Here is a 13,353-nt window from a genome sequence, read left to right on the forward strand (position 1 = left end):
CGGTCGGATCGAGGTGCTGTCACCGGGCGTCGAGGAGGCCGATGGCCGCGAACGACGCGAAGGTCAGCAGCAGGTACAGCACGGCGAGGCCCACGGACCAGCGCGGTGCCCCGCGGTGGAAGTGGTGGGCGGCGACCAGGGGCAGGGGCAGGGAGAGCAGGACCAGCCAGCCGGCCGCCTGTCCCGGGGACCACGGCCGGACGGCGGCGAGTTCGAGCGCCGCCGCCGCGAACGGGAGGGCGAGCGTCACCCGTGCCGTGGCCCGCACGCCCAACTGGTGGACGTAGGTGCGGGTGTGGGGGGCGGGGTCGCGGACGAGCCGGCGGGCGAATTCGAGGTGTGTCAGCGCCAGCACGAAGCCCAGGGCGGCGCCGACGTCCTGTCCGGAGGGCGGCTCGCTCTGCCCCCGGGTGGAACCGAGGTAGACGTAGAGGCAGATCAGTGTCTGCATGGGAAGGTTGACCGGCAGGTGCAGCAACGGCCGGTCGGCGTCGGGCCACTTCCAGCGCCACTCGACGAGGAGCGTCACGCACAGGTACCCGCAGACCGCGGCGTAACCGGCCACGGGCCAGCCGCGCGGTGCGTTGAACAGCAGCAGGACACCGACGCCCAGGAGGAACAGCGTCTTCAGGTCCCGCACCTGCACCGCCCCGGTGACCAGTGGCCGACGCGGGTTCTGGACCCGGTCGTAGTCGAGGTCGCGTACGTCGTCCACGGCGCGGAACAGCAGGAACGTGACCGCGATGGTGGCCGCCGTCACGGCGAGCCCGGCCGCCGGCGCCGTACCGGTCCGGTGGGCCGCCTGGTAGACGGAGGTCAGGCCGTAGGACCAGCCGAGGCCGACGGCGCCGTAGAACCAGAGCGGGTAGGCCAGGGCGTACCTGGTGAGCCGGGTGATCATGAGGCGTCCTCGGCTCCGGTCTCGTCGAGCACGGTGACCGTGCCCCGGTCGCCGTCCACCTCGATCAGTGCCCCGTCGGGAATGCGGTCCACCACGCCGTGCACCGCGACCACCGTGGGGACGCCGAAGATGCGGCCGGTGATGGCCATGTGCGACAGCACGGTCCCCCGCTCGGCCACCAGGCCCTTGGCCACCAGCATGAGGAACATCCAGCCGGGATCGGTCTCCCGGGCGACGAGGATGCGGTCGCGGCACGACTCGGGGTCGACGTCCGGTTCGGTGACCACACGGGCCCGTCCGCGCACCACTCCCCCGCTGGAGGCGAGGCCGGTGAGCGTGGATCCGGCGGTGCTGTGGGCGGAGCCGGCCGATTCCAGCGCCAGGTCCAGGGGCAGATCGGCGTCAGTGGCGAAGATGTTGGGCGGATCCCCGCGCAGCAGGCTCGCCTCCCGGGCCTTGGCGCGGACCCCCGCCAGTTCGCGCAGTCCGACAGTGGCTCCGCCACCCTCGTAGACGCCGAGGATCTCCTCGACCGTGAGGTCGTTGACGTCGTCGACCGAGTCCAGCCGGCCCGCGTCGACGAGGTGTTGTCCGAGGGTGCGGACCATCCTGCGGGACGCGCCGAAGAGTTCGGTACGGCAGAAGCGGGCGTTCTCGCGGATGAACAGATTGCGCCGGAGCGACCAGAACAGCAGGCGGAGCAGGGCGAGGCGCAGCGGGCCCGCGCAGTGGGCACGCAGTTCGCCCTCGGCCTCCCGCCGGGCCCTGCGCTCCTCCTCGATGCTGACCTCGGTCGTGCGACCGCTGGTGATGATCGGCCGCAGTTGGGCCAGAAGCATCTCCGGGCGCTGGGAGACCACCGTCGTCTCCAGCTTGAGGTCGTGCAGACCCCGGTCGCCGTACCGCTTCACATGCGTGGTCGCCAGCGCCGCGAGGTCGTCGCCGAACGCGCCGCCCGCCAGCTTTCGCCACACGTCGGCGGCGTCCTGCTCCGCACGGCCCTGGTCGGCCCCGAACACGGCCGCCCGTGCCTCGGCCCGGTCCGCGACCGCCTCGGCGAGGTTCAGGAGGGAACGCAGGGCCAGGACCGAGCGGTTGACCGGCCCGTCGCACAGCATGCCGTTGAGCACGCCGCGGTCCGCCTCCGGGGCCCAGCGGCGCATCAGCCGTTCGGCCAGGTCGAGTTCGGCGATGACATGGGTGTTGGCCACGAGTGTCCGGCCCCAGCACAGGGCGACGTCCGCCCACAGCTCCCGGTAGTCCTGCACGATCTGGCCGGGTGAACGGGTCTGCGGGTCGGGCAGGTTGTCCCGCCGCTCGTCCCACCAGGCGAAGAAGGCGCGCATACGGCGGGGGTTGAGCACACGTCGCAGACCGGCCGCCGGTATTTCGCGTACCCTCATGGCCCAGCGCCGCAGCCGGGTGGGCGCGGGGAGGACCACGGACGAGTCGACCGTCACGACGGCCTTCTCCCATTTGCGCTTCAGTCCGACGAACGCCCGCATCTGGCTGTGCAGCCGGTACCAGGACTCCAGCCGCATGTACACGCGGCCGTCCACGTAGCCGAGCATCCGCCGCAGTTCGTACCGCCGGCCGCGGAGGGTCCGCTCGGGAACGCCCATGCTGCGGTAGAACTCCTCGAATCCGACCGCGTACAGCTCGGAGGCGACGGAGTAGGTGAGCATCGAGGTGTGTCCGGCGTAGCTCTCGGAGATGTTCCCGTTGCTCCAGTGCAGTTCGTGCCGGTCGCGGGGCGCCGCGCCGAGGACGGCCGGGCGGGCCTGGACGAGGTGGATCTCCCCGTCCTCGGTGACCGCGCCCTCGATGTCCTGGGGCATGCCGAAGTGGCGTTCCAGCGCCAGGGCCAGTTCGGCGACGGCGCGTGCGGTGCGGTCGTCGAGCACGGGGCGGTCCGCGAGTTCCCCGGGTACGTCCGCGAGGGTCGTGCCGCCCGTGGCGCTCGGGACGACCCGGCGCTTCTTGTGCACGAGCCGCGGCACGACGGCGCCGGTGGTCGCGTGCACGGAGAAGTGGTCGACGTCGGCCTGTTCCTGGACGACTCCCTCGCCGAGCCCGTAGGCCGCCGCGATGAGGCTCTCCTGCGTCCCGTGGCCGCCGCGCGGGTCGCGGCTGAAGGCCACGAAGGAGCCGGCGGCGGGGACGAGACGCTGGATTCCCACGGCCATCCGGGTGGCGGCGGGGTCACCGCCGCGCCGTGCCCGGTAGAGCACGCCCTCCGGGGTGAAGGCCGAGGTCCAGCATTCGGCGACCCTGTCGACGAGTTCGGCGCGGCCGACCGAGAGGAAGCTGCGGCCCAGTCCGGCGAAGGGGTCCGCCGCGGAGTCCTCGCCGCTCTGTTCGGTGTCGCTCGTGAGGGGGACGGCGCAGGAGCGCACCGCCACGACGCCTGAGTCCCCCGCCAGCCGGTCGAAGTGGCGCAGCAGCGTGTCGGTGACGCTGTCCGGGACGCCGGCGCGCAGCACCGCCGCGGCGGCCTTCTCGGCCCATTCGGCGAGTTCCTCGGGGCTGCCGTCCACGGGCGGTTCGGGCATGTCCGGCCGGGCGGTCTCCATCATGCGGTCGAATTCCTCGACCGAGAGGCAGACGAACTCGGGGACGTTGTAACCGGCCGCGCGGAGTTGTGCCTGGCGTGCGAACTTGTGGCCCACGAGCAGGGGGTCGGCCGACTCGGCCGCGGTGTCGGCAAAGATCGTCGTGTGGGTCATCGTGCGTCGTCCTCGGTGCGGCGTCGGCGGAAGCGGATGGTCTCGTACTGGCGCGGGTCCACGATCAGCGTGTCCAGGTGTGCGCTGCCGACCTCCGTGTCGAGACCGTCGCCGGACGGGTGGTAGAGCCTCATCGCGAGGTCGAACGCGCGGCCCTTGCGGGGGCGCGGCACCCATTCCAGCCGGACGTCGTCGGCCGGGAGCTCGGGCGGGAGGTCCGCTTCCAGGGTGCGCAGGATGAACTTGGAGTCGCTGGGCCGCTCATAGCCGGCGTGGCCGATCAGGGTGGCGAACTGCCGTGAGGTCTCGATGAGTTGTTCCAGCGGGCGGTCCCGCAGGAGATGGCCGGCGGGCGGCTTGCGGGCGCTCGCGAGCAGTCGGTCCTCGGCCCACCACGCCTCGTCGACGAGGCAGTTCTCGGGGCGGGAGCGGTGCGAGAGTTCGGCCGTGGGGAGGGACGTGCCGGTCTGGCCCGGAGCTGCGGGCACGAGCGGGGCGGACGGCTTCTGGCCCAGGACGGCGGTTCCGCTGACGGCGACGTCGGTGCCTATCTCCGCGCGCAGGTTCCAGCCCGGCTCGTTCTCGTTGCCGCTCTCCTGCCGGTCCTCGGGCGTCAGCGGGGTGATCGACAGGGTGATGTCGTCGTCGAGTTCGCAGAACCTGTGGAATTCCAGGGACATCCGCACCCGCCAGTCCGGCGGTATGCCACTGCTCTCGGTCCGTATCAGGTCGAGCAATCCCGTGATGACGAGAATTCCCGGCACATGATCGAGGGCGTGGTCGAAGAAGAACGAATCCTCCCTGTCGACCACCAATTGCGCTGTCGTCCTCCCGGAGGAATGATTCCGCCCTGTAAGGATCTCCTTCTTTTCCATGCATCATCTCCTTTCCGTTCGCCTGGCCGCGAATGCAATAATTCGAGCCGGTCGCTCTCGAATCAGGAGCGACCCGACGACCTTACGCAGGTCGTAACGTCCGGAGAACCGCAGCAAGCGATTTCTAGTATTTCCCTTAGGATTCTGGAGTCACATCCCGAGGCGGCTCGAATGCGCCCATAACCGGGCGTCGAATGCATGGTCGGCACACTTATCGGCCCGCTTGAACGGGAGCCATGATTCGCTTTACCGCGGAATTGGCCGGTAAGCTGCGGCCCGCAGACGTCGAGCAGATAACGAGCCGCGCCCGTGATACGAGACCTCTACAACGTCCGGCTGCTGCCCGAGGAGGGCGCCGCCACCCCGCTGACCGACGAGGAGGAGCGGCGCTTCCGGGCCGTGCTGTTCAGCGAGCTCGGCAACACCATCGCCGACCAGGGCTGGGCGCGCTTCCCGGCGTACACCCCGCAGGAGCGCCGCCGGCTGGTCGACGTGGCGCAGCGCCTCACGGAGCACTGGGGGCAGCGGGTGTTCGTCGAGGCGGAGGACCAGTGCCGGGTCAGGCTCTGTCTGGCGGGGCACGAGACGCGGCCGACGTCGCTGCCGGCGGGTGACCACTGAGGGGCCTGCGGGCGACCTTGAGGGGCGTGCGCCCCACCCCTACGCGTCCATGGGCAGGTTCGGTCCGGCCGCGTGGGTGAGCGGCGGTGCGATGGCCTGGGCGTCCGCCCCTTCTCCGACCCACAGGGCGATGAACAGGGCGGCGGTCGCCTCCAGGAGCCCCGCCCGGTCGAGTCCGCCGCCGGACACGGGCTCGCAGCCCGCGTCCCGCACCAACTCGCGGACGTACGCGAGGGATCGGCGGTCGTCACCACAGATCGGCACGGCGAGCGGCCGTCCGTCGAAGACGGGTGGGCGCATGCGCCACACGTCCTCGTGACACAGGTTGAACGCCTTGACGACGTGGGCTCCGGGCGCCGCCTCGGCGAGTTGCCGCGCGGCGGAGGGCCCGCCTTCCGTGAGCAGGCGGAAGCCGGGCCCGACGGGGTTGGAACAGTCGACCAGCGTCTTGCCCTTGAGGGCCGTCCGCAGTTCCCCCACGACGCTCGCGCCGGAAGCGAAGGGAAGGGCGGCCAGCACCACGTCGCCGGCCTCGGCCGCGTCCCGCAGACCGGCGGATGCGGCGCCGGCCCCGACGCGCTCCGCGAGCAGGTCCGCCTTGGCCGTGTCGCGCCCGCCGATGGTCACTTGATGGCCCGCCCGTGCCCAGTGGGTGGCGAGTGCGTCCGCCATGCCGCCCGTGCCCAGCACTCCGATTTTCATCACTTGATCCCTCTCCATGCCTGTTCCGGCGGTTCGGGATCACGCTATGCGACCGATCGGGCACCGTCCGGTACGTGACGGCCGACACCGGCGGGTCGTCCTCGGCTCAGTCCGGGGCGGCCGCGAGGGACTGGAGGGCGTGGATCAGGGTGGCCGCGTCCCCGGCGGAGAGCGGGGCGAGGAAGTCGCGTTCCATCCGCAGGCGGGCCGATTCGGCCGCGCGCAGGCGTTCCCGTCCGGTCTCCGTCAGCCGCACGATGTTCTTGCGCCGGTCCTCGGAACTGCGCCGCCGCTCGACGAGTCCCTTGCCCTCCAGGGTGTCGACGAGGGCGACCATCGTGGTGCGGTCGACCCCCAGCTTGCCCGCCGCCTCCAGCTGGGACAGCGCGTCATGCGCGTCGAGCACGGCGAGCACCGCCAGTTCACGGCCGTCGATCCCGTGCGGCGCCAGGGCGCGCGCGGACTCCTCGGTCAGCCGCAGATACGCGTGCTTGAGCAGATAACCGAGACGGGAGGAGAGAACCTCGGGCGGCGCTTCACGGGTCATGCCCCCAGCGTATCGAGAGGACTGATCGTCAGCCTTACTGACGATCCGCTAGGGTGACGGTGATGCCGTCGCCCCCCGGCGGCACATCGACCCGAAGGGCGCGTGGCTCCCATGTCCGACCAGCACCTCTCCCCCGTGACGTTCGGCGTCAAGACCACCCCGATGCGGGTCCCCTACGCGGACGTCCTGCGGGTGTGGCAGGAGGCCGACGAGTTGCCCGAGATAGCGGACGCGTGGCTGTGGGACCACCTCATGCCGATCGCCGGACCGCCCGACGGGCAGATCCTCGAAGGGTGGACCCTGTTGAGCGCCCTGGCCGCCGTCACCCGGCGACTGCGCCTCGGGCTGCTCGTGACGAGCAACCGGATCCGTCCGCCCGCCGTCCTCGGCAAGATGGCCACCACGGTCGACGTGATCTCCGGCGGCCGTCTGATCATGGGTCTCGGCGTGGGCGGCACCGTGCAGCCGCCCGGCGCGGGCGGCATCGCCGGTGAGAACCCGGCCGTCGCCGAGTACGCGGCGTACGGCCTCACGCTCGTCCCGCCCGCGGAGGGCATCACCCGCCTGGAGGAGACCATCGCCATCCTGCGCGGCATGTGGACGCGGGACGTGTTCGACTTCCACGGGCGCCACCACCGCCTGACCGGCAACCGCAACGAGCCCAAGCCCGTGCAGCGGCCGGGCCCGCCCCTGCTGATCGGCGGCTGGGGAACCCGCACGCTCCGCGTGGTCGCCGAGCACGCCGACATCTGGAACATCCCCGGGCCGCCGCACCACACGCTGGAGCGCGTCGTCGAGCGCGGCGCCGTCCTGGACGCGCACTGCGCGGCCGTCGGGCGCGATCCGCGGACGATCACCCGTTCCGTGCAGTACACCGTCTCGTACGACGATCCGGCCGGCGACCGCGAGGCCGTGACCGCACTCGTCGCGGCGGGCATGACGCACATCGTGCTGAGCCTGCGCGGCCCCTATCCCCCGGGGGTCGCCCGGTGGCTCACGCGGGAGATCATCACGCCCGTGCGGGACGCGACGGGGTACTGACGGGCCGTCCGCCGTGCGCGACGCGGAAATGCCGGGCCGTCCGCCGGCCGTGACGGCGAACTGACGGATCGTCCACCGGGCGCGGCGACACGGCGACACGATCCGGTCCCGCACCCATCCATGCGGCGAACCGGGGTATCCGCGTCACAGAGGGACCATCAGTCCGACCCGAAGGGAGTCCCCGTGCCCCTCACCTTCCGCAAGAGCCTGCGCATCCTGCCCGGTGTGAAGCTGAACATCAACAAGCGCTCCTGGTCGATCACCACGGGCGGCAGGAACGGCCCCCGGCACACCCACAGCAGCACGGGACGGCGCACGACCTCCATGGACCTGCCCGGCCCGTTCGGCTGGCGCCGCACCACCAAGGCACGCCGGAAGTGAGCCCCGACCCCGCGACCCACGGGTTCCGGGCCCGGCCGTGTGCCGGGCCCGGAACGGGTCACGCCTGGGCGAGCTGCGGGTAGAGGGCCTCGACCCCGGCGGACAGACCGGCCTTGACCTGCCTGCTGATCTCGTCGGCGATCACCTCCGGCAGGCCCTTCTCGAGGCCTTCGAGGGCGATGCGGGCGATGTCGGCCGGGTCGGACTTCTCGACGTCCAGGCCGGCGATCATGTCGGTGTCCATGTAGCCGACGTGCAGCGCGGTCACCTGCGTGCCCTGCCCGGCGAGCTGCAGCCGCAGGGAGTTGGTGATCGACCACTCGGCCGCCTTGGCCGCGCAGTAGGCCGCGGCGTCCGGCATGGAGAACCAGGACAGGACGGACAGGACGTTCAGGATCGAGCCGCCGCCGTTGCGGGCGAGGATCGGGGCGAAGGCCCGGGAGACGTCCAGGGTGCCGAGCACATGGGTGTTGTACTCCAGGTGGAAGGCGTCGAAGCCGCCGTCGAGCACGGTGGCGCCGGTGGACGACCCCGCGTTGTTGATCAGCAGATCCACGTCCTGCGCCTGTTCGGCCGCGGCGAGGACGGAGGCGTGGTCGGTGATGTCGAGCGCGAGCGGGACGGCACCCTCGACGGTGACGGCACGGGGGTCACGGGCCGCCGCGTAGACCTTGCTCGCACCCGCGTCGAGCAGGGCGCGGACGAACTTGTCGCCGAGGCCGCGGTTGCCGCCGGTGACGAGGGCGACGGAGCCATTGAGCGTCATGAGGTGATCTTCTTCCTGGTGGGGGTGGAAAAGGGGAGGGACGTCCCGTCGGGAAGCGCCGCCGCGACCGACAGGAGTCACGGAGCCCCGGAGGAAACCGATCGGTTTCCTCCCGTGTCTCGACTGTAGACCGATCGGTTTCCGATGTCGAGTCGGCGGGGTAATGTCATCACCATGACCACCGACACAGCCGCGTCCGGGACGGCGCACAGGACGTCGGGGACCGCCCCCGGGGCCGCACCGCGCGACCGGCTGCTGGACGCCGCGGCCGAGCTGTTCTACCGCCGGGGCGTCGGGACCCCGACCGACGACCTCTGCCGGGCCGCGAAGATCTCCAAGCGGTCCATGTACCGGATGTTCGACGGCAAGGACACGCTGCTCGCGGCGGCGCTGGAACACCGGGCGCCCGCCTTCGCCGACCTGCTGCTGCCCCCGCCCGACCTGGACGCCGGGCCCCGTGCGCGCATGCTGTACGTCTTCGAGCGGCTGGAGGAAGCCGCCCTGTCACCCGGTTACCTGGGCTGCCCGTACGTGGCCGCGCAGGTCGAGCTGAAGGACCCCGCGCATCCGGCGAGCGTCGTGGCGGCCGACGCCAAGCGGGACGTCCTCGACTTCTTCCGCGCCGAGGCACAGCGGGCGGGCATCGCCGACCCCGACCTGCTGGCCCGCCAGCTGGCCGTCGTCTACGACGGTGCGAGCACCCGCGCCGGCATCGGCGCCGACGATCTGCGCGGCCTCGCGGTCACCACGGCCGCCGCGCTCATCACCACGGCCGGCGTCACCCACTGACCCCGACCCACCCCACCGGCCCGCGCCCCACCGGCCCGGTGGTCCAGCCGGTCTCCACCGCCGCTGGAGCGACGGCCCCGACACTCGCGGCGGCAGCTCGGAAAGGGGCACTGCATGTCGGACTCAGGCGTCGTCAGGACGCGTCATGCGATCGAGGTGGCGGCCGAACCCAAGGCCGTGTACGAGCTGATCGCGGCGGCGGAGAACTGGCCGCACATCTTTCCTCCCAGCGTGCACGTGGCGAAGCTGGACGGGGACGACAGGTCGGAGCGGTTGCGGATCTGGGCCTTCGCGAACGGGGAGGTGCGCTCCTGGACCTCCCGCCGCCTGCTCGACCCGGACGCCCTGCGGGTGACGTTCCGTCAGGAGGTCTCGTCCGCGCCCGTCGCCTCGATGGGCGGCGAGTGGATCATCGAGGCGGCGCCGGGCGGCAGCAGCGTCGTCCTGCTGCACGACTTCACCGTCCTCGGCGACGACGGGGCGGCCCGCGCGTGGGTGGAGCGCGCCGTCGACACCAACAGCACCTCCGAGCTGGCGGCGCTGAAGTCGGCGGCCGAGTCCCTGGCGGCGGAGCCAGGGGCGCTGCTGTCGTTCGCCGACCACGTCGACATCGCGGGCCCGCGGCGGGAGGTGTACGACTTCCTGTGGCGGGCGGACCTCTGGGAGGAGCGCCTTCCCCATGTGGACCGGCTCGTACTGACCGAGCCCGGCGAGGATCTCCAGACGGTGGAGATGGACACCCGCGCCGCCGACGGCTCGGTGCACACGACGACGTCGGTACGGGTCGGTTTCGCGCCGGACCGGCTCGTGTACAAGCAGATCCAGGTGCCGCCCCTGATGGCCGCGCACACGGGCCGCTGGAGCATCGAGCCGATCGGGCAGGGAGTGCGGGCCACCTCGCACCACACGGTCGTCCTGCGCCCGGAGCGGGTGCGGGAGCTGCTGGGCCCGCGGGCCACGCTGGAGACGGCCCGGGATCTCGTGCGCACCGCCCTCGGCAGGAACAGCACGGCCACGCTGTCGCTGGCCAAGGAGGCCGCGGAACGGGCCGTGTCGCGCTGAGTACGGACGACCGAGAGGGAGGTGCCCCGGAGATCCGGGGCACCTCCCTCTCACTGTGGTCCGGCGCAGTGCGGCGGGTGCGGATCAGCCGCCCGACAGGGCCGAGTTGACCAGGTCGACGAAGGCCCGGGGCGTCTCGGCGCCGTCGAAGTCCTCGTCCGGGAGGTCGACCCCGTAGTCACGGGTGATGCGGCCCGCCACCTCCAGCAGGGCGAGGGAGTCGTAGCCGAGTTCCGTGAACGGCACGTCGGCGATGTCCCCGCTCAGGTCGACCGCCTCGTCCTCGCCCGCCGACTCGCGCAGGATGCTGGTGAAGTCCTCGATGCTCAGTGCCGTGGCCCCGTTGGTGCTCATGGCGGTTCCTTCCGTCCGGTGGGTGCTCGTCGGTGGGGTGATGTGCCGGTGGTGCGTGCGGGCCCGGTGCGCCCGGTGGTGCGGTGGTTCAGTCGGCCCTCGTGACGACCGCCGCCGCGTTGAAGCCGCCCTCGCCGCGGGCCAGGACCAGCGCGGCGTCACCGGTGACCGGGCGGGCCCCGCCCGTCACCAGGTCCACCGGGCAGTCCGCGGCGACCGCCGTGACGTGCGCGGTCGCCGGAACGGTGCCGTCGCGCAGGGCGAGCAGCGCGGAGACCACGTCGAGGGCGGCCCCGCCCGCGTAGAGGCGCCCGGTCTGCGCCTTCGGCACGGTGACCGGTACCGCGCGGGGGCCGAACACCGCGGCGAGCGCGGCGGCCTCGGCGCGGTCGGCCTCGGGTGTGCCGGCCGCGTCCGCGAAGACGACGGCGATGTCGCCGGGGGCAAGGTCGGCGTCGGCGAGGGCGGCGCGGACGGCGCGCTCCAGGCCGTCGGCCCCGGGGGCGCGCGGGTCGGGGTCGAACGTGGCCGCGTATCCGGCGAGCCGGCCGTGGACGCGGGCGCCCCGCGCCGCGGCGGACTCCGGGTCCTCCAGGACGACGTACGCTCCGCCCTCGCCCGGGACGTGGCCCGAGGCGGCCTCGTCGAAGGGCAGGTACGCGCGGTCGGGGCGGTGCTCGGTGCTGAGCCGGCCGGAGGCGAGCTGGCCCGCGAGGCCGAGCGGGCACAGCGCGCCGTCGACGCCGCCGGCGAGCATCACCTTGGTGCCCTTGCGGATCTGCCGCCGGGCGTGCCCGAGCGCGTCGAGCCCGCCCGCCTGGTCGGTGACCACGGCGCTGCTCGGGCCCTTGAGCCCGTGCCGAATGGAGATCTGGCCGGTGTTGACGGCGTAGAACCAGGCGAAGGACTGGTAGGCGCTGACGAATCTGCCGCCCTTGCTCCACAGGTTCTGCAGTTCGCGCTGGCCGAACTCGAAGCCGCCCATCGACGAGGCCGAGGACACCCCCGCCCCGTACGGTTCGACGGCGGCGAGGTCGAGGCCGCTGTCCTTCAGCGCCTCGTCCGCCGCGTACAGGGCGAGCCGGGTCATGTGATCGGTCTGGGGCAGCAGCCGGCTCGGGATGTGCGCGTGGGCCTCGAAGCCGGGCACCTCGCCAGCGAGCCGTACCGGGTAGCCGGAGGCGTCGAAGCGGGTGATCTCCGCGATGCCGTTCACGCCGTCGACGAGGGCCGACCAGTGGGCGGCGGCGCCGAGCCCGGTGGGGGCGGCGGCGCCGATTCCGGTGATCACGGGCCGGGTGGCGGTCGTCGTCACGCCGCGCTCCTCTCGGGTCGGGCGAGGACGACGGCGCTCTGGAAGCCGCCGAAGCCGCTGCCCACGCTGAGCACGGAGTCGACCCGGGCCTCGCGTGCGGTCAGGGGGACGTAGTCGAGGTCGCACAGCGGGTCGGGCTCGTGCAGATTGGCCGTCGGCGGGACGAGGTGGTGCTCCATCGCGAGGACGCAGGCGACGAGTTCGAGCGCGCCGATCGCGCCGAGGGAGTGCCCGATCATCGACTTGATGGAGCTGACGGGCACCCGGTGGGCGTGGTCGCCGAGCGAGGTCTTGAACGCGGCGGTCTCGTGCCGGTCGTTCTGCTTGGTGCTGGAGCCGTGGGCGTTGACGTAGTCGATCCGCTCGGGCGCCAGCCGTGCCTCCGCCAGCGCCACGCGGATCGCCTCGGCCATCTCGGTGCCGTCCGAGCGCAGACCGGTCATGTGGTAGGCGTTGCTGCGCGTGCCGAAGCCGGCGACCTCGGCGTAGAGACGGGCGCCGCGGCGGCGCGCGTGCTCCAGTTCCTCCAGGATCAGCACCGCGGCGCCCTCGCCGAGGACGAGCCCGTTGCGGGTGTTGTCGAAGGGGCGGGAGGCGTGCTCCGGGTCGTCGTTGCGGGGTGTGGTCGCCTTGATGGCGTCGAAGCAGGCGAGGGTGATCGGGGAGATCGGCGCGTCGGTGCCGCCCGCGACGACGATGTCGGCGCTGCCCTCACGGATCAGGTCGGCACCGTGGCCGACGGCGTCGAGCCCCGAGGTGCAGCCGTCGGAGACGAGCGACACGGGGCCGCCGGCGCCGACCTCGCGGGCGAGTTCGGCGGCCAGGGAGCTCGGCACGAAGTGGTCGTAGAGCCGGGGCACCGCGTAGGCGTGGTCGACCAGCCAGCGCGCGCCGCCGTCGCTCAGGACGACGTACTCGTCCTCCATCGACGTGGTGCAGCCCACCGCGCAGCCGAGCGACACACCCGTGCGGGCGGCGTCGGGGGTGCCGAGGTCGAGGCCGGAGTCGGCGAGTGCCTCACGGGCGGCGACCAGCGCGAACTGGCCGGCGCGGTCGAGCCTGCGCTCCTCCTGCGGGGACAGTCCGGCCGCGGCGGGCTGGAAGTCGACCTCGGCCGCGACCTGGGAGCGGTACGGGGAGGCATCGAAGAGGGAGATCGTGCGGGTGGCCGTCCGCCCGGTCGACAGCAGATCCCAGTACCGCTTGATCCCTGTTCCCCCGGGCGCCACCGCACCGATTCCGGTTATGACGACGCGTCGATCCATGGGCATCC

The 13,353-nt window shown here is 72.3% G+C and carries 14 protein-coding genes; 5 read left to right on the forward strand and 9 right to left on the reverse strand.

The window, feature by feature from the left end:
- Window positions 1–19 precede the first annotated feature (19 nt).
- From AB0F77_RS25515 to AB0F77_RS25525, 3 genes are read right to left on the reverse strand one after another with little or no spacing between them, the layout of a single operon-like run.
- The gene (locus AB0F77_RS25515; protein WP_361953024.1) at window positions 20–901 is read right to left on the reverse strand and encodes a hypothetical protein; all 882 of its coding nucleotides are present in this window, start codon (window positions 899–901) and stop codon (window positions 20–22) included.
- Complete coding sequence (locus AB0F77_RS25520; protein ID WP_361953027.1) at window positions 898–3,627, reverse strand: PEP/pyruvate-binding domain-containing protein; 2,730 nt, start codon at window positions 3,625–3,627, stop codon at window positions 898–900. The genes AB0F77_RS25515 and AB0F77_RS25520 overlap by 4 nt, the downstream gene beginning before the upstream one ends.
- On the reverse strand, window positions 3,624–4,502 hold the full coding sequence (locus tag AB0F77_RS25525) for an AfsA-related hotdog domain-containing protein (protein WP_361953030.1): 879 nt from the start codon (window positions 4,500–4,502) through the stop codon (window positions 3,624–3,626). Before AB0F77_RS25525 ends, AB0F77_RS25520 begins: the two co-directional genes overlap by 4 nt.
- A gap of 309 nt (window positions 4,503–4,811) precedes the next feature.
- Here AB0F77_RS25525 and AB0F77_RS25530 point away from each other — a divergent pair, with 309 nt between their 5' ends.
- Window positions 4,812–5,123 carry a hypothetical protein gene (locus AB0F77_RS25530; RefSeq protein ID WP_361953033.1) on the forward strand — a complete coding sequence of 104 codons (312 nt, stop codon included), beginning with the start codon at window positions 4,812–4,814 and terminating at the stop codon, window positions 5,121–5,123.
- Between the two features lie 39 nt (window positions 5,124–5,162).
- On the opposite strand, the gene AB0F77_RS25535 is transcribed toward AB0F77_RS25530, so the two are convergent.
- Both AB0F77_RS25535 and AB0F77_RS25540 read right to left on the reverse strand, forming a co-directional pair.
- Window positions 5,163–5,825, reverse strand: a complete 663-nt coding sequence (locus tag AB0F77_RS25535; protein WP_361953036.1) for an NAD(P)-binding domain-containing protein — start codon at window positions 5,823–5,825, stop codon at window positions 5,163–5,165.
- A gap of 106 nt (window positions 5,826–5,931) precedes the next feature.
- Window positions 5,932–6,372 (reverse strand): MarR family transcriptional regulator, encoded by a 441-nt coding sequence (locus AB0F77_RS25540; protein WP_361953039.1) that lies wholly within the window; start codon window positions 6,370–6,372, stop codon window positions 5,932–5,934.
- Window positions 6,373–6,483: 111 nt separating this feature from the next.
- Between AB0F77_RS25540 and AB0F77_RS25545 the strand changes: the two genes are divergently transcribed.
- Window positions 6,484–7,413 (forward strand): LLM class flavin-dependent oxidoreductase, encoded by a 930-nt coding sequence (locus tag AB0F77_RS25545; RefSeq protein ID WP_361953042.1) that lies wholly within the window; start codon window positions 6,484–6,486, stop codon window positions 7,411–7,413.
- Between the two features lie 183 nt (window positions 7,414–7,596).
- Window positions 7,597–7,794 (forward strand): DUF4236 domain-containing protein, encoded by a 198-nt coding sequence (locus AB0F77_RS25550; protein ID WP_361953045.1) that lies wholly within the window; start codon window positions 7,597–7,599, stop codon window positions 7,792–7,794.
- Window positions 7,795–7,852: 58 nt separating this feature from the next.
- Here the strand turns inward: AB0F77_RS25550 and AB0F77_RS25555 are convergent, their stop codons facing one another.
- Window positions 7,853–8,560 (reverse strand): SDR family oxidoreductase, encoded by a 708-nt coding sequence (locus tag AB0F77_RS25555; RefSeq protein ID WP_361953048.1) that lies wholly within the window; start codon window positions 8,558–8,560, stop codon window positions 7,853–7,855.
- Window positions 8,561–8,734: 174 nt separating this feature from the next.
- On the opposite strand from AB0F77_RS25555, the gene AB0F77_RS25560 reads away from it, so the two are divergent.
- Together AB0F77_RS25560 and AB0F77_RS25565 are read left to right on the forward strand one after the other, a co-directional pair.
- On the forward strand, window positions 8,735–9,349 hold the full coding sequence (locus AB0F77_RS25560) for a TetR family transcriptional regulator (protein WP_361953051.1): 615 nt from the start codon (window positions 8,735–8,737) through the stop codon (window positions 9,347–9,349).
- Between the two features lie 114 nt (window positions 9,350–9,463).
- Window positions 9,464–10,411 (forward strand): aromatase/cyclase, encoded by a 948-nt coding sequence (locus AB0F77_RS25565; protein ID WP_361953054.1) that lies wholly within the window; start codon window positions 9,464–9,466, stop codon window positions 10,409–10,411.
- Window positions 10,412–10,495: 84 nt separating this feature from the next.
- Here the strand turns inward: AB0F77_RS25565 and AB0F77_RS25570 are convergent, their stop codons facing one another.
- The 3 genes from AB0F77_RS25570 to AB0F77_RS25580 all read right to left on the reverse strand — a co-directional run bounded on the left by AB0F77_RS25570 (window position 10,496) and on the right by AB0F77_RS25580 (window position 13,345).
- Entirely contained in the window at window positions 10,496–10,765 is a 270-nt protein-coding gene (locus AB0F77_RS25570; RefSeq protein ID WP_361953057.1) for an acyl carrier protein, read from the reverse strand.
- Between the two features lie 88 nt (window positions 10,766–10,853).
- Entirely contained in the window at window positions 10,854–12,080 is a 1,227-nt protein-coding gene (locus tag AB0F77_RS25575; RefSeq protein ID WP_361953060.1) for a ketosynthase chain-length factor, read from the reverse strand.
- Window positions 12,077–13,345, reverse strand: coding sequence for a beta-ketoacyl-[acyl-carrier-protein] synthase family protein (locus AB0F77_RS25580; protein ID WP_361953063.1), 1,269 nt, complete (start codon window positions 13,343–13,345; stop codon window positions 12,077–12,079). The genes AB0F77_RS25575 and AB0F77_RS25580 overlap by 4 nt, the downstream gene beginning before the upstream one ends.
- Window positions 13,346–13,353 lie beyond the last annotated feature (8 nt).

This window comes from Streptomyces sp. NPDC026672 (assembly GCF_040638185.1).
Classification (GTDB): domain Bacteria; phylum Actinomycetota; class Actinomycetes; order Streptomycetales; family Streptomycetaceae; genus Streptomyces.

Excerpts from the sequence above, each read along its gene's own strand:
- AB0F77_RS25565 (WP_361953054.1), top strand. The coding sequence starts at position 9,464 with ATGTCGGACTCAGGCGTCGTCAGGACGCGTCATGCGATCGAGGTGGCG.
- AB0F77_RS25540 (WP_361953039.1), bottom strand. The coding sequence starts at position 6,372 with ATGACCCGTGAAGCGCCGCCCGAGGTTCTCTCCTCCCGTCTCGGTTAT.
- AB0F77_RS25515 (WP_361953024.1), bottom strand. The coding sequence starts at position 901 with ATGATCACCCGGCTCACCAGGTACGCCCTGGCCTACCCGCTCTGGTTC.
- AB0F77_RS25555 (WP_361953048.1), bottom strand. The coding sequence starts at position 8,560 with ATGACGCTCAATGGCTCCGTCGCCCTCGTCACCGGCGGCAACCGCGGC.
- AB0F77_RS25570 (WP_361953057.1), bottom strand. The coding sequence starts at position 10,765 with ATGAGCACCAACGGGGCCACGGCACTGAGCATCGAGGACTTCACCAGC.
- AB0F77_RS25560 (WP_361953051.1), top strand. The coding sequence starts at position 8,735 with ATGACCACCGACACAGCCGCGTCCGGGACGGCGCACAGGACGTCGGGG.
- AB0F77_RS25525 (WP_361953030.1), bottom strand. The coding sequence starts at position 4,502 with ATGGAAAAGAAGGAGATCCTTACAGGGCGGAATCATTCCTCCGGGAGG.
- AB0F77_RS25520 (WP_361953027.1), bottom strand. The coding sequence starts at position 3,627 with ATGACCCACACGACGATCTTTGCCGACACCGCGGCCGAGTCGGCCGAC.
- AB0F77_RS25545 (WP_361953042.1), top strand. The coding sequence starts at position 6,484 with ATGTCCGACCAGCACCTCTCCCCCGTGACGTTCGGCGTCAAGACCACC.
- AB0F77_RS25535 (WP_361953036.1), bottom strand. The coding sequence starts at position 5,825 with ATGAAAATCGGAGTGCTGGGCACGGGCGGCATGGCGGACGCACTCGCC.
- AB0F77_RS25580 (WP_361953063.1), bottom strand. The coding sequence starts at position 13,345 with ATGGATCGACGCGTCGTCATAACCGGAATCGGTGCGGTGGCGCCCGGG.